The sequence below is a fragment of the Megasphaera sp. UPII 135-E genome (genome assembly GCF_000221545.1).
In the GTDB taxonomy this organism is placed as follows: Bacteria; Bacillota; Negativicutes; order Veillonellales; family Megasphaeraceae; genus Megasphaera; species Megasphaera hutchinsoni.
Window position 1 is genome coordinate 33,557 of record NZ_AFUG01000018.1, and the last position, 16,255, is coordinate 49,811.

15 protein-coding genes, 5 tRNA genes and 1 pseudogene are annotated in these 16,255 nt (G+C 38.2%); 20 read left to right on the forward strand and 1 reads right to left on the reverse strand.

All coding sequences use genetic code 11. The features are described from left to right. The first annotated feature begins 3 nt into the window (after positions 1–3). From HMPREF1040_RS03060 to HMPREF1040_RS03120, 14 genes and pseudogenes are all read left to right on the forward strand, one after another. Positions 4–480, forward strand: coding sequence for a Fur family transcriptional regulator (locus tag HMPREF1040_RS03060; RefSeq protein ID WP_007392447.1), 477 nt, complete (start codon positions 4–6; stop codon positions 478–480). A gap of 130 nt (positions 481–610) precedes the next feature. Continuing rightward, positions 611–937 (forward strand): metalloregulator ArsR/SmtB family transcription factor, encoded by a 327-nt coding sequence (locus HMPREF1040_RS03065; protein ID WP_050791353.1) that lies wholly within the window; start codon positions 611–613, stop codon positions 935–937. A 19-nt stretch (positions 938–956) separates the two neighbouring features. After that, entirely contained in the window at positions 957–1,454 is a 498-nt protein-coding gene (locus HMPREF1040_RS07685) for a histidine phosphatase family protein (protein ID WP_007392444.1), read from the forward strand. 11 nt (positions 1,455–1,465) lie between these two features. Further along, positions 1,466–2,269, forward strand: a complete 804-nt coding sequence (gene thiD, locus HMPREF1040_RS03075; RefSeq protein WP_141557791.1) for a bifunctional hydroxymethylpyrimidine kinase/phosphomethylpyrimidine kinase — start codon at positions 1,466–1,468, stop codon at positions 2,267–2,269. Positions 2,270–2,286: 17 nt separating this feature from the next. Then, positions 2,287–3,093: a hypothetical protein gene (locus HMPREF1040_RS03080; RefSeq protein ID WP_007392433.1), complete on the forward strand. Its 807-nt coding sequence runs from the start codon at positions 2,287–2,289 to the stop codon at positions 3,091–3,093. Positions 3,094–3,410: 317 nt separating this feature from the next. Continuing rightward, positions 3,411–5,072, forward strand: a complete 1,662-nt coding sequence (locus HMPREF1040_RS03085; RefSeq protein ID WP_007392437.1) for a ribonuclease J — start codon at positions 3,411–3,413, stop codon at positions 5,070–5,072. Positions 5,073–5,208: 136 nt separating this feature from the next. After that, positions 5,209–6,090, forward strand: coding sequence for a DUF2232 domain-containing protein (locus tag HMPREF1040_RS03090; protein ID WP_007392466.1), 882 nt, complete (start codon positions 5,209–5,211; stop codon positions 6,088–6,090). A gap of 30 nt (positions 6,091–6,120) precedes the next feature. After that, the gene (locus HMPREF1040_RS03095) at positions 6,121–8,136 is read left to right on the forward strand and encodes a DHH family phosphoesterase (RefSeq protein ID WP_007392449.1); all 2,016 of its coding nucleotides are present in this window, start codon (positions 6,121–6,123) and stop codon (positions 8,134–8,136) included. A 2-nt stretch (positions 8,137–8,138) separates the two neighbouring features. Continuing rightward, positions 8,139–8,585, forward strand: coding sequence for a 50S ribosomal protein L9 (gene rplI / locus HMPREF1040_RS03100; protein WP_007392426.1), 447 nt, complete (start codon positions 8,139–8,141; stop codon positions 8,583–8,585). A gap of 17 nt (positions 8,586–8,602) precedes the next feature. Further along, the gene (gene lonC, locus HMPREF1040_RS03105; RefSeq protein ID WP_007392445.1) at positions 8,603–10,507 is read left to right on the forward strand and encodes a Lon family ATP-dependent protease; all 1,905 of its coding nucleotides are present in this window, start codon (positions 8,603–8,605) and stop codon (positions 10,505–10,507) included. A 14-nt stretch (positions 10,508–10,521) separates the two neighbouring features. After that, positions 10,522–11,855, forward strand: a pseudogene (dnaB, locus tag HMPREF1040_RS03110) (replicative DNA helicase). A 40-nt stretch (positions 11,856–11,895) separates the two neighbouring features. Further along, positions 11,896–12,417 (forward strand): S49 family peptidase, encoded by a 522-nt coding sequence (locus HMPREF1040_RS08295; RefSeq protein ID WP_007392469.1) that lies wholly within the window; start codon positions 11,896–11,898, stop codon positions 12,415–12,417. 8 nt (positions 12,418–12,425) lie between these two features. After that, complete coding sequence (locus tag HMPREF1040_RS08300; protein ID WP_007392463.1) at positions 12,426–12,842, forward strand: S49 family peptidase; 417 nt, start codon at positions 12,426–12,428, stop codon at positions 12,840–12,842. Further along, a complete protein-coding gene (locus HMPREF1040_RS03120; RefSeq protein ID WP_036257435.1) occupies positions 12,839–13,399 on the forward strand; it encodes a YIP1 family protein in 561 nt (186 codons plus the stop codon). The genes HMPREF1040_RS08300 and HMPREF1040_RS03120 overlap by 4 nt, the downstream gene beginning before the upstream one ends. Here the strand turns inward: HMPREF1040_RS03120 and HMPREF1040_RS03125 are convergent. Next, the gene (locus HMPREF1040_RS03125) at positions 13,349–14,281 is read right to left on the reverse strand and encodes an epoxyqueuosine reductase (protein WP_007392431.1); all 933 of its coding nucleotides are present in this window, start codon (positions 14,279–14,281) and stop codon (positions 13,349–13,351) included. The genes HMPREF1040_RS03120 and HMPREF1040_RS03125 overlap by 51 nt on opposite strands. A gap of 216 nt (positions 14,282–14,497) precedes the next feature. Here HMPREF1040_RS03125 and HMPREF1040_RS03130 point away from each other — a divergent pair. The 6 genes from HMPREF1040_RS03130 to tuf form a co-directional block, all read left to right on the forward strand. Beyond that, a tRNA-Thr gene (locus tag HMPREF1040_RS03130) sits at positions 14,498–14,573 on the forward strand. A 6-nt stretch (positions 14,574–14,579) separates the two neighbouring features. Then, positions 14,580–14,665: transfer RNA gene (locus tag HMPREF1040_RS03135), tRNA-Tyr, on the forward strand. Positions 14,666–14,670: 5 nt separating this feature from the next. Next, a tRNA-Met gene (locus HMPREF1040_RS03140) sits at positions 14,671–14,746 on the forward strand. Between the two features lie 42 nt (positions 14,747–14,788). Continuing rightward, a tRNA-Thr gene (locus HMPREF1040_RS03145) sits at positions 14,789–14,864 on the forward strand. A 5-nt stretch (positions 14,865–14,869) separates the two neighbouring features. Continuing rightward, a tRNA-Met gene (locus HMPREF1040_RS03150) sits at positions 14,870–14,946 on the forward strand. A 166-nt stretch (positions 14,947–15,112) separates the two neighbouring features. After that, positions 15,113–16,255 (forward strand): elongation factor Tu (gene tuf / locus HMPREF1040_RS03155; RefSeq protein ID WP_007392442.1); only part of this gene is annotated, 1,143 nt, incomplete at its 3' end.

The window sequence follows — 16,255 nt, forward strand, 5'->3', positions numbered from 1 at the left end:
TACATGGTTAATAAAAAATACATGGGCGAAGATTATCGAGATTATTTGCATCGATATGGATTGAAGAGTACACGCACACGGAATATGGTATTGCATATGTTTATTGAAAATGAAGGGGTATTAACAGCAGAAACCATTTATCGACAGTTAATTGGTGATCAGCATCGCATTAATTTTTCAACGGTATATCGTATTTTAGAAATGTTTACAGAGAAAAAAGTTATCATTAAGACTTTATTACCAAATTCTCGTACGTATGGATTTTTATTACGGGCTTCTGGGCATACGCATCGGTTGATTTGTTTGCGGTGTCATCAAATTGTTGAAATTGCAGACTGTCCATTGTCTGATTTTGAAAATATACTAGCTCAGAATACACATTTTCAAATTGCAGGACATCATTTAGAAATCTATGGATATTGTCAAATATGTCAAGAAGAACGACTGCAAGAGGCGCTAGCTGCTACGGAAAGTGCATAGATTATCTAGCATGATATAGTACATTATCAAAGAACGTAATGTATGAATATGGTATAATATGTTTCATAAGATGGATATATAATGGATAGGGGGAACAGCGGTGACGCAAGAAGAGTCCAAGAAGATTGCTATGCAAGCGTTAAGTGAGGGCTTATTTCAGCATGATGAGCAGAGATTGAAACGATATATTCAAGTATTAGCCAATAATTTTAAAATTTTAGGTGATCCTACAAGATTACGTATTTTGCAAGTTCTTATGAATCATGAATTATGTGTTCGTGATATTGCTGACTTGATACATATGGAACAGTCCGCTGTTTCGCATCAATTGCGGACATTGCGTGATGCAGGATTAGTTATTTTTCGGCGAGAAGGAAAGGTTGTATATTATTCGCTAGCAGATGACCACGTATTCACATTACTTTCTGTTGGCATAGAACATGTTTCAGAATTTTAATATATGGAAGAGAGGTTATATGCGTATTTTTATTATGCGACATGGCGAAGCAACAGCGGCTACCTTGGATACAGCTGATAGACAGCGAGTATTGTCGTCCACGGGAATACAACAAGCTAAGCAAGTGGGGCGTTTATTAGAGCAATATTTAAAAAGAGAATCTATTCGTCTTTGGGCGAGTCCCTATAAACGATCAATAGAAACAGTTACGTATCTTCGTACTGCATTGCCGTTGGCTTTAGTGGGCGTCCACGAAGCAATTGCCACGGGAAATCGAGAAAAGATAGAACGGGAGTTACTAGGTGCATCAACGGAAGAAAATGTATGCATTGTGGGACATATTCCTTATGTTAATCAGTGGGTGCAGCAGTGGTCGGGTATTGCATTACCTTTTGAACCTGCGGATATGGCTGTTTTGACCTATTTGAAGAAAGATGATATGGCAAAAGGCAATATGCAACTTAGTGTATATATTAGTAATGGTGGGTGTCGTTGGTTGTTAGGAAAAAATATATAGGAGGAGAAATGATGATGAAAACAGTATTGTCGATTGCTGGAACAGATCCGTCGGGTGGGGCCGGCGCCGCGGCGGATTGTAAGACGATTTGTGCTCATGGTTGTTTTGCATTTAATGTTATTACCGCAGTAGTATCACAAAATACACAGGGCGTACGTGATTTTATGGATGTGCCACCACAGTTGATTACATCACAAATTGATGCCGTGTATGATGATATGTCAGTAGATGCGGTTAAAATTGGTATGGTAAGTAATCCAAAAACGATTCATGTTATTGTACAGGCATTGAAAAAATACAAGCCTCGTTTTACGGTTATTGATCCCGTTATGGTTGCAACGAGTGGACATCGGTTGTTAGCAGCTGAAGCGGAACGTACACTTGTACAAGAATTGCTTCCGCAAGCGTATGTGTTGACGCCTAATATCCCAGAGGCAGAAGTGTTGTCAAATATGGAAATAAAGACAATAGAAGATATGGAAAAAAGTGCTAAAAAAATTAAGGAATTACAACCAGAGTGGGTATTGATTAAAGGTGGTCATCGTGTAGCGGATTCTATTGATGTGCTATATAATGGCACTCAATTTTATTATTTAAAAGGCGATCATTTAGATAGCACGAATACACATGGTACGGGATGTTCTTTGTCTAGTGCTATTGCAGCGAATTTGGCAATGGGAAAACGTGTAGTAGAAGCAGTTCAAGCAGCGAAAGAATATGTTTTTCAAGGAATTTTGCATGCTCCTAATATTGGCAAGGGAAATGGACCGATTCAACATTTTTACTATCTTTATCATCAGGCTGGATGGGAATAAAAAAGGAGGGCTTATTTATGGCGACGTGTAAAACAATATTCCGATATCTTTGTATGGGGATAGCCGTAGTGGTTATTGGTATGGTAGGAGCATTACATATACAAGCCGCTGATAAAACCGTGGGAGCCACTGATTGGCAGCAAATTGTGCAACACAATGTTAATTGGCAACCAATGGAAATGCAAGTGAATATGGCCGTAGAGATGCCTGTTGTAGGTAATGGATATGGGCAGTTAAATGTGCGAATGGATGCGAAGGGAAATATCACCGGAGTAGTAGACGCTCATTTTTTTGGCGTAGTGAATGAACATATTTCTGTTCCTATGTGGGGTGAAAAAAAGGGAAATTTGTATTCTTTTTATTATAAGGTGCCTCAAATGTATGGTGGAAAATGGGTAACATTTACTGTACCTGTTTTAAATATAATGGATAAAAAGCAAATGAATGCTGCTGTTGATTGGCAATCTGTTTCCGATGTAATGCAAATAGAACCTAATGTATATCGACTTGTATTAGGACCATCTTATTTTGCAAAAGTGTTGCAGAAGGTTCAACAAACACAGGGCATGATGGCAATGCAGGTAGATAAAATAGCTTTTTTACAGAAACAGATGCAGAACATACAGATTGTTATGTATGTTCGTGTTGATCCAGTAACTAAACATATTGTTCATATAGAAGGTGACCTTACACCATTTGTGCAATTGATCGTTATGCAAGCACCGAATTTGGGATATAAAACAAACATTCCTTTAGCGGGATATAATTTGATTAGTCAGATTGCGGCTAATTGTCGTGTGCGCTTTTTTTGCAGATTATCGTGAAGGAAAAAAAGAGTCTATTATTGTTCCGAAGGCGGTCAAAAAAGTAGCTGTACCCCTTTCACCTTCTAATCCTCTTTACAAATAAAAAAGCTCCTTTTAACAAAATAAAGTTTCATAAAAATAGTTGACAGCGTAAAAAAAATAGAGGAAAATAGAATAGATAAAGTATTTTCGAATTATACTGTTGAGTAATTTTATGGTGTTATTGTCCCTTGCTGTTTGTATTGGTACGGAAATTTGCAGTTGTTTTTTTACGCAATATTAAAACGGGGACATAAAGAATGAAACGTTTTTATTTTATATAGGAGGTATATGTTTTGGCTAAAAAGGAAAAATTGATGATCATTCCTTTGGGCGGATTAGGTGAAGTTGGCAAAAATATGACTGTCATTCAGTATGGTGATGATATTATTGTTATTGATGCGGGACTGGCTTTTCCTGATGACGATATGTTTGGTATTGATTTAGTCATTCCTGATATCAGTTATTTAATTGAGAACAGGGATAAGGTTCGGGCTGTTGTCATCACTCATGGACATGAAGATCATATAGGAAGTTTGGCATATTTATTGAATGAAGTGAATGTGCCCGTATATGCTACTAAGTTAGTTTGTGGACTTATTGAAGGTAAATTAAAGGAAAATCATATTTCGCGGTATACCTTGCATGAGGTTCATCATGGTGATGAAGTGCAGATTGCTTCTATGCGAGTAGGTTTTATTCACACTAATCATTCGATTCCGGATTCTAGTGCATTATATTTTAAAACACCTGTAGGCACTGTCGTACATACGGGCGATTGGAAAATGGATTTAACGCCTGTTGATGGATTGCAAATGGATATTCATAAATTTGCCGAATTGGGAAAACGTGGTGTTTTATTGTTGATGTCCGATAGTACTAATGCGGAAAGACCAGGGTATACGGAGTCAGAAACAACTGTAGGAGATGCATTTCGCAAAGCTTTTCGTGAAGCTAAGGGGCGTATTATTTTAGCTACCTTTGCATCAAATATATCTAGAATCCAACAGGCGATTAACACGGCGGCACAGTTTAAACGAAAGGTAACTGTATTGGGACGCAGTATGGTCAATAATGTGCAGATTGCTACTGAATTGGGATATTTAGAAGTACCACAAGGAATGCTAATTGAACCGGATGAATTAAATCGTTATCCAGCGGATCAAGTGTTGATTTTGACAACCGGGAGTCAGGGAGAACCAATGGCCGGCTTATCTCGTATGGCTGTGAATAACCATCGTAGTGTTACGATTATGCCTGGTGATACGGTTATTATTTCGGCAACTCCAATTCCTGGAAATGAAACAGGCGTGTCCCGTACGATTGATAATTTGTTAAAATTAGGGGCTAATGTAGTGGCTGGTCGAGATAAAAAAATCCATGTTTCTGGTCATGCAAGTCAAGAAGAATTAAAAATTATGTTGGAATTGATTAAGCCTAAGTACTTTATTCCTGTACATGGAGAGTATCGAATGTTACGTGTACATGGTGATTTAGCAGTCATGATGGGAGTTGAAAAAGATCACGTTCTCATCGGCGATAATGGTCAAATTTTTGAATTTACCAATCGAAGTGGTCGTAAAACAGGGCGTGTTAATGCAGGGAGAGTCTTTGTTGACGGCTTAGGCGTTGGAGATGTTGGAAATATTGTTATTCGTGATCGGCAACAATTGGCGATGGAAGGAATGGTTGTTGTAGTGATGACATTGGCTAAGGGAACTAGTCATGTTGTTGCGGGACCAGATATTGTTTCGCGGGGCTTTGTTTACGTACGTGATTCGGAAATGTTGATGGACGAAGCACATGGAAGAGTGACGGCTGTTTTAGAACGATGTGAAGCAGGTAATATTAAGGAATGGTCAACGATAAAATCTCAAGTTCGGGATACGTTGAGTCGATATTTATATGAAAAAACGAGACGTCGACCGATGATTTTGCCGATTATTATGGAAGTCTAATGATAAGTAAACAGCGGAGGCCTTTGCCTCCGCTGTTTACTATATAGATAACTCATTATATTATTGTTAATGGAGGATAAGTATTATGAAAGGAATATCACTGAGATCTCGAATAAGTTTTATTGGAGGAATACTATTGTTAGCTTTTTTGTGTGGAAGTATGCCTCTTATCAGTATCCCTTGTATGGTACTATTTTCTATCTTGGTAATCGGCCTACAACAACAAATGGGATGGACTGGAACTGCCTTATTGGGGATGATAGCTATGGTTATCGTAGCACAGTGGTTGCCTCCTGCATTTGCGGTATGTCTGGTGCTTTTTGGATGGGGGAGCGGGGCACTTGTGGCTTGGGGGAGTCATAGACAGTGGCATTCTTCGCGTTTATGGGTAGTGACAATGGTATATATGTGTGTATGTATTGGACTATTATGTATAGGCATGCAATGGTTTGAATCTATATCTATCTTGACGATAATACAACAAGAGAGCCAAAAAATTTTACAGATGGCTGTATCTCAATATGGTGTATCTCAGGCTATCGAAGATGATCGTTTGATTGCAGCGAAAGAAGTAAAGGAAATCGTGCAACTTATTCCGTATGTTTTGCCGGGGACAGGTATTGTTATCATGTCTATATTGGCATATGTGGTGAATAAGTTTGGCCTCTTTTTAGCACAGCGTGGACCCAAACAAGTAGCCCCTTTTGCCCCTATTCATAGTTGGGAAATTGGGTGGGGTGTGTTATACTTATATATATTGTCTTTAATTATTAAATACTGGGGAGATGTGCTGTCGCTTACGTGGGTATATGTTGTAGGTGTTAATCTTATGCAAGTTTCTTTCTTTTTTGTTAGTGTTCAGGGGTTAGCCAGTATATTTAGTATGTTGCATCGTAAATATAGAAGAAAAGGGGTACAAGTTTTGTGTTTGTTTCTGTTTTTTTGTATGCCTCTATTTTCGTATATTACATTTATTCTTGGTGCAATTAGTATGGTCGCTAATTATCGTAAAAAATGAGGACTGTTATCACATATAGGAGACCTTATTATGTTGAAAAAAATATTATCACAAAGGACAGAACAACCTTTTTTTTGGATTACTATTGGACTTTTAGTAGTTGTTTATATATATAGTTGGGTAGTTGCCTTATTAGCACTTATTGTAAGTATAGGTGCCTATTTATTGATGCGAAAAAGTAGTAATGAACGCAATTTAGAAATGAGGCAATTACTAAATTCTATTTCGCAAAGTGTGGATCAAGCCTCTACTTATGCGGTACAAAATTTGCCGATGGGAATAGCTATTATTGATATGCAAACGAACGTATGTTGGTCGAATAGCGTTTTTCGTGATTGGCTGGGTGATGCATGTGAAGAAACGGAACTTAGTCAATTAATGCCTCATTTAGATATGGATAAATGTTGGGGAAAAGTTGGCTATTTTTTTGAACAAATTGGAGCCCGTTATTATCGCGTTGTTTATAAATATTTACAAACTGAAGACGATATAGATGATAATTATTTAATTTTATATTTTGAAGATATTAGTGAAACGGAAATACAGAAAAAGCATTGCTTAGAAACGATTCCCGTTTTTTGTGATATTGAAATTGATAACATGGAGGAAGTTGGAAAGGGATTATCGCCCGTGCAACAGGCCACCTTATGGACAAATGTTAATAATTGTTTAATTGATGAATTGACAAATTTAGGTGGATTTGTTCGTGCTTATGGGAATGCGAAATATTTTGCTTGTATGAGTTATAAAGCTTTATCGTATTTACAAGAAGATAACTTTTCTTTTTTTGAGAAAATTCGCTCGATTCATACGGTAAATCGTATACCTGTTACGATTAGCATGGGGATTGCTGCGGCTACCGAAGATATGGTTATTCAAGGGCAGGCTAATTTTAATGAATTAGCCGAAAAGACTCAGGCAGGATTAGATTTAGCGTTAGGGCGCGGGGGAGATCAGGCAGTTGTATATGAAGCAGATGGAACCCCGCACTTTTATGGAGGTAAAACAAAATCGGTAGAGAAAAACACTAGGGTTAGAGCTCGAGTAGTAGCACAAGCTATTCGTGAATTAGTAGATACAAGTGAACGTATCCTGATTATGGGACATGAACGAGAAGATTACGATAGTATTGGTGCAGCTGTTGGTGTAGCACATATGGCATATGTAGCCAATAAACCAGTTCATATTGTGGTAAGTAAGCAAACTGATGCAATACAACGATTAAAAGTGCAAATTAGCGAACAATCAGAATATAAGGATTTGTTTATTTCGGCAGAAATGGCAGAAGAAATTTGTGATGGGGGGACTTTATTGTTTATTGTGGATACACATCGTCCATATATGACGGTGGCACCACGGTTAATAGAACGGACGGAAAAAAGGGTAGTGATAGATCATCATCGTCGTAGCTCAGATTTTATTCAAAAACCATTATTAACTTATTTAGAGCCGTCTAGTTCTTCGACATGTGAATTGGTAACGGAATTACTTCAATATTATCAAGAAGATATGGAATTAGATAAGTTAGAAGCTACGGCATTATATGCAGGTATTATTGTTGATACGAAAAATTTTGCCGTACAGACAGGCGTACGTACGTTTGATGCAGCTGCTTATTTAAGGCGAAGTGGTGCTGATCCAGAAATCGTTAGAGAATTATTTAGTTCGGATTTTGAAACATTAAAAAATCGGGCTAAGATTTTGTCAGAGGCACATATTTCTGGGGGCATTGCTTTTGCTGTATGCCCTAAAGGGGTTAAAAATGCGACTATTTTAGCAGCACAAAGTGCGGATACATTAATTAATATTGATCATGTACAAGCTAGTTTTACTTTTTATGAATTACCAGATGATAATATCGGGGTAAGTGCACGGTCTAAAGGAGAAATAAATGTACAACTAGTTATGGAGGCGTTAGGTGGGGGTGGACATCGGACAGTGGCAGGTGTTCAACTAAAAGGACAAACGATACAAAGTGCACAACAAGCAGTACGTGATGTAATACAGAAATTATTGATAAATGATATAGAGAAGGAGAATGAGTGAGAATGAAGGTTATATTATTACAAGATGTAAAAAAATTAGGAAAAAAAGGTGAAATTGTAGAAGTTACAGAAGGATATGGGCGGAATTTTTTATTGCCTAGAAGATTAGCTGCACCGGGAACACGGGAAAATATCAATGATGCACAACAAAAGAAAGAAGCCAATCAACATAAAGCTCAGGTTGCTAAAGATGAAGCGGTTTTATTAGCAAGTCAATTAAAAAAAGTAGAACTAACTATTCCTGTTAAAGTAGGCGAAGGTGGAAAAATTTTTGGTACTATCACGGGAAAACAAATTTGTGATGCCGCGAAAGAACAGTATAATATCATATTAGATAAAAAGAAAATAGAGACGAAAGAGGCAATTAAAGGACTAGGCTCTTATGAGGTGATTATTCGTGTTCATCCTACCATTACTAGTGTGATAAAAATCCATGTTGTAGAAGGCTGAATTTTTAGGGGAGCATTATGAAAGAGTTATTAGATAAATTATTACAGCGACATAAATATTTAGAACCAACGGCAGAAGAGGAGTTACGGCGGCAAGTAAATGTTTTATATGGTGCTTTTACGGGACTTATTGGCTCGGAAAAAATGGTGCTTAGGGCTAGCAAATATTCTGCATTAACGTACATTCATTCAGAAGATCCACGGCAACGTTTAGTGGGATTACAACGGTTGGTATATGAAAGTACATCGTACGATCGTATTCCAGATGATAATGAAGTCGTAGATATATTGAATGATTTAGAGTCGGTTTTGGCAGAAATGTTAGCACGGCAAGCTGTTGAAGAAAGATTAGAAAAGAAAATAGCACAACGTATGGAAGAAAAACAGCAAGAATATGTCCAGGAAATTAAGATGCAGATTATTTCTGAAGAGTCACAAGATGTGGAAACGCCACAAACAAAACGAAAATTAGAAGAATTGAAAAAATTGGATACAGTTCAATTAACAGAGTCTGTTATGGAACGAGTTCGTCCGAAAACATTAGGCAATATTATTGGACAAGAGCGTGCTGTGGAGGCGATGCAAAGTAAGCTTGCATCGGTTTATCCTCAACATCTATTGTTGTATGGACCACCAGGGGTAGGGAAAACGACAGCCGCCCGTATTATTTTAGAAGAAGCGAAGAAAATGTCATTTACTCCATTTAAAGAGAACGCTCCTTTTATTGAAACGGATGGGACGACATTACGTTGGGATTCGAGAGATATGACTAATCCTTTGCTTGGTTCTGTGCATGATCCCATTTATCAGGGTGCCAAAAGGGATTTGGCAGATACAGGAATTCCCGAACCTAAACCAGGATTAGTTACAGATGCACATGGTGGAATATTGTTTATTGATGAAATTGGGGAAATGGATCCGATGTTACTTAATAAGTTATTAAAAGTATTGGAAGATAAAAAAGTGTCTTTCGATTCTGCTTATTATGATGAAACGGATCCTAATGTGCCAGAATATATTCGAAAATTATTTTGTGAGGGAGCACCAGCGGATTTTATTCTTGTTGGGGCGACGACAAGGGACGCATCGGAGATTAATCCAGCCATTCGATCTCGTTGTGCAGAAGTGTTTTTTGAGCCATTAGTACCTCAGGATATTGAAAAAATTGTGAGAAATGCAGCAGTACAGTTAGGCGTTACTATAGAAGCAGGGGTACCGGAACAAATTGCGTTATATACGGTTGAAGGGAGAAAGGCCGTTAATATTTTAGCTGATGCCTATGGTGTTGCGGTATATCAAAAAAAAGATAAAGATAATATTTTATTGACTTGTGAACATGTTAAGCGAGTAGCACAAATTAGTAGACTCGTTCCTTATGCAGTAAAAAAAGCATCGGATACGCCTATCGTAGGAAAAATATTTGGCTTAGGCGTTGCTGGTTATTTGGGATCGGCATTAGAAATTGAAGCTATCGCGTTTCCAGCACATCAGTCGGGAAAAGGATATTATCGCTTTAATGATACGGCGGGGTCGATGGCTAAAGATTCTATGTTTAATGCCGCTGCCGTAGTACGTCAAATTACGGGAAAAGAATTATCGGATTATGATGTGAATATTAATTTTGTTGGGGGCGGAAATATTGATGGTCCATCTGCGGGATGTGCGATAACTACCTTGTTAATTTCCGCTTTAATGAATACTCCGATTCGGCAAGATTATGCTGTTACAGGAGAAATTTCGGTACAAGGTAAGGTAAAACCAGTGGGTGGTGTTTTTGAAAAAGCATATGGTGCAAAACAGGCGGGAATGAAAGGGATAATCATCCCTAAAGAAAATGAGATGGATATACCAGAGGGACATTTACAGTTGGATATTCGGTCTGTTGAAACAATACAAGATATTTTAAAAATAATGTTGGTATAATAGGAGGGCGATTGATGGATCAACGAATTCCCCCGCAAAATGTAGAAGCAGAACAAGCCGTATTAGGAGCAATGATGTTAGAAAAAGATGCGGTTATTACGGCTTTGGAAAAATTGCGGGCACGTGATTTTTATAGAGATACTCATAAAATAATCTTTACAGCAATGGAACGGTTGTATAAAAATCAGCAAGAAGTTGACATTATTACGCTGCCTGAAGAGTTGCGAAAGATGAAAAAGTTGGATGATGTAGGTGGATTGGAATATATTCTTAGTTTACCTAATGTAGTTGCAACAGCCGCGAATTTATCTTATCATGCCAATATTGTACGCGAAAAAGCATTGTCACGCGATTTGATATCTACTTGTACAGAATTATCTGTTGAAGCATATAGTGGAGAAAAAGGTACGGAAGAGTTGATGGATCAAGCGGAACAAAAATTTTAAAATTAGCGGATAATCAAAACAAAGATTCTTTAGTTCCGATTGGACAAGTTGTCTCAACAGTGGTCAAGCAGGTAGAAAAATTATATGAAAATAAAGCGGGCTTAACGGGGTTGCCTACGGGGTTTAGAGATTTTGATCGGATGACTTCCGGATTGCAACCGTCTGATTTAATTTTAATTGCTGCACGTCCTAGTATGGGGAAAACCGCTTTTACCTTGAATATAGCACAACATGTGGGCGTACGTTTACATAAATCGGTTGCATTTTTTTCATTAGAAATGTCAGCGGAACAATTAACGCAACGCATGATTTGTCAATTAGCGCATGTGGATTCGCAAAAAATTCGTACGGGGCAAATTTATAGTGATGATGAATGGAAAAATGTGTGGCAGGCATGTGAAAAAATATATACTGCGCCTATTTATATTGATGATACGCCGGGTATATCTATTGCAGAAATGCGTTCTAGGGCACGAAGACATAAAGCAGAACATGGATTAGATTTAATTATTGTTGATTATTTACAATTGATGCAAGGGAGAAACTCTGAAAGTAGGCAGCAAGAAATTTCTGAAATTTCCCGTTCTTTAAAAAGCTTAGCTAGGGAATTAAAAGTACCACTTATTGCGTTATCTCAATTAAGTCGAGGCGTAGAAAGTCGTCAAGACAAACGGCCAATGCTTAGTGATTTGCGTGAATCGGGTGCATTGGAACAAGATGCGGATGTGGTTTCTTTCTTATATAGGGAAGATTATTATGATAAAGAAACGGTGGATAAAAATATTACAGAAATTATTATTGCTAAACATCGTAATGGACCAGTTGGGTCGGTAAAATTATACTTTAAAAACGAATTTACTTTGTTTATGGATTTAGATACTAGGCAAGAAGAACGTATGTAATATGTGAGCTTATGTACAGAATCATGTCATGGAGGGTATGATGGAAAAGAATAAAAAGGTATATATTACGGGAATTATTCTTTGTGTGTTATTGGTATTAGCAATAGTATCTGTGGCAATGCAAATGGATAAAAGGGGAGTCTTTTGTTCGACTGAGAAAAAAATTGCCTTGATTACGATAGACGGCCCGATTGTTGGGGGGAATGAACAAGGAGCCGTTTTTGGTGCTACTACGGCTACATCGGGAACGTTGATGCGACAAATTCGTGAAGCGACAGCAGACGAACAAGTAGGGGCTATTTTATTACGATTAGATAGTCCAGGGGGAAGTGCGGCGGCGACACAAGAAGTTGCCCGTGAATTACAACGAGCTAAGGATAAACACATTCCCATTATTGTTTCTATGGGGGATACGGCAGCATCAGGTGCATATTGGTTAGCCACTTATGGTGATAAAATTTTTGCTAATCCATCGACGATTACGGGAAGTATCGGGGTATATATGTCTTATTATGATGTACAAGGACTGAGCAAAAAAATAGGGGTACATGAAGAAAAATAAAATCGGGTATGCATAAAGATATTTTTTCCCCATTTCGCGATATGACCCCGGAAGAACGACAAATAACACAACAGATGGTTAATGATATGTACAATCAATTTGTTATGGTTGTCGCTAAGGGCCGACACATGGATCCTGCCGTTGTAAAACCGTTAGCAGATGGGCGTATCTATACGGGAACACAGGCAAAAGCGTTGGGACTTATTGATGAATTAGGAAATTATTATGATGCATTAAATTATACAAAAAAGAAATTACATATTAGTGATGATGATTGTATTGTTACGTATGATGATATGGAAAATTGGAAACAGTGGGTTCATGGACAGTTGCAGTCTACGGCTGTTTTTCAGAATAGATTTGCCTTATATGGGCAAGAAGTAGTGCGTCCGTTAGCATTGATGAAGGAGGCAAACATGCAATGAAATCATATGGTAAGCAAATTTTATTAGATATCTATGGCGTTGTTTGTGACCCGTATCAGACATTTCAGCTTATCACAAGTCAATCCCATTGGCGTGAAGGGATAGCGGTATGGATTCTTGCTATGTTATTTATGATCCCACAGGGGATTTTGGCTGATCATGGCGATAGTTATTTTTATGGTATCACCATAGGAAAAGCATTCTGGCTTTTGTACTTGGCAGCCATTACGCATGGTGTTTCACGGCTATTTACTAAAAACGGAACATTTACGGGTATATTTGCGGGTTGTTGTTTTTCTTTTATTCCACAATATATTCGAGGGGTTGTATATGCCTTACCATTAATTGGAAATAGTTGGGGTGGTACATTTATTTCTGTTATAATGGGTATCTGGTCATTTATATTGTGGATCATTGCCATTCAATGTAATTATCAATTGAATTGGCGTAAAGGACTTGTCGTTGCGATTATTCCTACGATTATTCCTATTTTATGTATAATAGGATTATTTGTGGGAGGGATCGTTTTTGGTATTTGGGTTTTGTCGTTGTTCTGAGTTTGATTGTATTTCTTCTAAATATTGTATATTTCTTAATAGAATGCCTTTTCCTCGCCAGGAAAAGGCTCTATTTTTATATAGCTGTTGAAATTGGCGGTTAGATAGCTCTTGTAAATCTGATTTTTTTAAATAAGCGATGCGAGATTGATGAAATTCTTTTATAGGTGTTTCGGGAATATCATGATTGTGGGGACATACATCTTGACATATATCACAACCGAATACAAGCGGTGTTTTTTGAATTACTTGAATTTCCATAGGCGATAACTCGCCTTTTTTTTGTGTTAAATAGGATTTACATAGATGGTAATCATATTTGGCTGTATCTAAACAATGGCCCAAGCAAGACCGTTTGCATGCACCACAATGAAAGCATTCACGTTGTTGAGGATGATCTGGTTTAAGGGGGAGAGAAGTTAAAATACTGCCAATGAAACAAAATGAACCATAGGTTTCATTAATAAAACAATTATTGTCACCGATAAAGCCCAGTCCAGCGAGATAAGCTAAATAACGATCGGATAGAGGGGCTGTATCCACAATAGATAGAAAGTCTTGGTGAGGATATGTTTGGGTTAAAAAACAAGTAACTTCATTTAAATAGTGGTGAATGATGGTATGATAGTCGATACTGCGGCAATATAAAGATAAGTTATAAGGATGTGGATCCTTTACATAATATGGAAATAGTAAGACGATGACGGATTGACAAGAAGGTAATAAGGTAGTAGGTTGATAGCGTGCATCGCCTTCTCCAGCAGCTAAGGGACATATATCTTGTGGATAAGAAGGAATAGAAAATGTACCAGGAGCGATGCCAACACAAGGAATTCCTAACGTATAGATATATTGTTTTATTAGGTTTGTATCTCGCTCCATGGGGAGACCTCTTTTCGTATAGTTATATTGGATTTATTATAGCATATGCGATATAGAGTAGAAATATATAAGTCTATGTATTCACGAGTGGCAGCAGAGGGGATGTTATAAGATAGAAATCAGTTATGACGTTATTTATTTACAAAATACATATTTAGTGTTGACAAGCAGCATGTAAATTAGTATAATATATTCGTTCTCTGATTTAGTGAACAAGCCGACGTAGCTCAATTGGTAGAGCAACTGACTTGTAATCAGTAGGTTGTAGGTTCAAGTCCTATCGTCGGCTCCAGTATTTGGTGGGGTTCCCGAGCGGTCAAAGGGAGCAGACTGTAAATCTGCCGGCTTTCGCCTTCGAAGGTTCGAATCCTTCCCCCACCACCAAATGTCGCGGGGTGGAGCAGTTGGTAGCTCGTCGGGCTCATAACCCGAAGGTCGTAGGTTCAAGTCCTGCCCCCGCTACCATACTTTTTATTGTTTTTTATGGTGTTCTTTGCAGGGTAATAAGCTGTTGTAGCTCAGTCGGTAGAGCGTATCCTTGGTAAGGATAAGGTCACCGGTTCAATCCCGGTCAATAGCTCCATACATGGCGGCTTAGCTCAGTTGGCTAGAGCATGCGGTTCATACCCGCAGTGTCCAGAGTTCGAATCTCCGAGTCGCCACCAATATAGTAATGACCTCGTTTTTAAACGGGGTCATTTTTTATCTATTATTATGTATCATAGTTACTTTTATTGTAAATTTGAAACGTTTCTATGTTTTAAAATTGAAGAAAATTATGGTAAAATACAAATATACACTATTTTGATCCTAAAGGAGGAATCGAGAAAAATGGCAAAAGAACATTTTGAAAGAACGAAACCGCATGTTAATATCGGAACCATTGGTCACGTTGACCATGGTAAAACAACATTGACAGCTGCTATTACAAAAGTATTATCCCAAAAAGGATATGCAAAATTTGAAGATTATGCAGATATTGATAAGGCACCAGAAGAACGTGAACGTGGTATTACAATCAACACGGCACACGTAGAATATGAAACAGACGCACGTCATTATGCACATGTGGATTGCCCGGGGCATGCTGATTATGTAAAAAATATGATCACCGGTGCAGCTCAGATGGACGGAGCTATTTTGGTTGTATCCGCAGCAGATGGTCCTATGCCACAGACCCGTGAACATATCTTGTTAGCTCGTCAGGTAGGGGTTCCTGCTATTGTCGTATACCTCAATAAAGCGGATCAGGTAGATGACCCAGAATTAATTGAATTGGTCGAAATGGAAGTACGTGAATTGCTCAGCTCTTATGACTTCCCGGGAGACGATATCCCTATCGTTGTAGGTTCTGCATTGAAAGCATTAGAAGGGGACGCAGAAGCAGAAAAGAGCATTTTGGAATTGATGGCGAAGGTTGACGAATATATTCCGACACCAGATCGTCCGACGGACAAGCCGTTCTTGATGCCGGTTGAAGATGTATTTACGATTACTGGTCGTGGTACTGTTGCTACGGGACGTGTAGAACGCGGAACGGTTAAAGTAGGCGATACGGTAGAAATCGTAGGGTTAGCAGAAGAACCAAAACAGACCGTTGTTACGGGTGTTGAAATGTTCCGTAAATTGTTGGATTTGGCAGAAGCTGGTGACAATATCGGTGCATTGTTGCGTGGTGTAGATCGTAAAGAAATTGAACGTGGACAAGTATTGGCAAAACCAGGATCCATTCATCCACACACTAAATTTAAAGCACAAGTATACGTGTTGACAAAAGATGAAGGTGGTCGTCATACGCCGTTCTTTAATGGTTATCGCCCACAGTTTTATTTCAGAACAACGGACGTAACGGGAGTTATCCAGTTACCAGAAGGAACAGAAATGTGCATGCCTGGTGATAATGTAAAAATGGATGTAGAATTGATTACACCGATTGCTATTGAAGTAGGCTTACGTTTCGCTATTCGTGAAGGT